Annotated in this window: 1 protein-coding gene; it reads right to left on the reverse strand. The window is 67.1% G+C overall.

What is annotated here, in order from left to right; genetic code table 11:
* On the reverse strand, positions 1–677 hold a 677-nt coding region (locus ABGB17_RS38835), incomplete at both ends, for an AMP-binding protein (protein WP_347639408.1).

Consider the following 677-nt stretch of genomic DNA (forward strand, 5'->3'; position numbering starts at 1 on the left):
TTTTGAGGGTGGCGAGCAGGGCGGTGAGGAGGTGGGTGGAGCGGGGGATGGCGAGGGCGATGTATTTCTCGGGGCCGGCGTCGTGGGTGAGCAGGTGGTGGGCGAGTTGGTTGGCTTGTTCGTTGAGCTGGCGGTAGGTGAGGGTGGTGGTGCCGTCGGTGACGGCGATGGCGTCGGGGGTCTTGGCGGCTTGCTGTTCGAAACGCCGGGTCAGGGTCGTGGGTTCGAGAGGGGTGGTGGTGTCGTTCCACTCGGTGAGGATCCGGTGGTGTTCGCCCGGGAGCCAGATGTCGAGGTCGCCGACGCGGGTGCCGGGGTCCTGGGCGGCGTGGGCGAGCAGTGTCTCCAGACGGTGGAGCAAGGTGGTGACGGTGCCGGGGTCGAACAGGTCGGTGGCGTACTGGGCTTCGCCCTCGATGCCGGTAGGGGCGCCGGTGGAGTCGTAGTTGTCGGTCAGGTAGAGAGCGAGGTCGAAGGGGGAGATCGCGGTGTGGATCGGCTCGGTGGTGAAGTGGGTGCCGGGCTGGTGGAAGTTCTGGAAGGCGAGCGCGACCTGGAAGAGGGGGTGGCGGGCGAGGGAGCGGTTGGGGTTGAGGGCTTCGACGAGGTGGTCGAAGGGGAGGTCTTGGTGGGTGTAGGCGTTGATGTTGGTGGTGCGGGTTTGGGTGAGGAGTTGG

Source organism: Sphaerisporangium sp. B11E5 (genome assembly GCF_039871875.1).
Lineage (GTDB): Bacteria > Actinomycetota > Actinomycetes > Streptosporangiales > Streptosporangiaceae > Sphaerisporangium.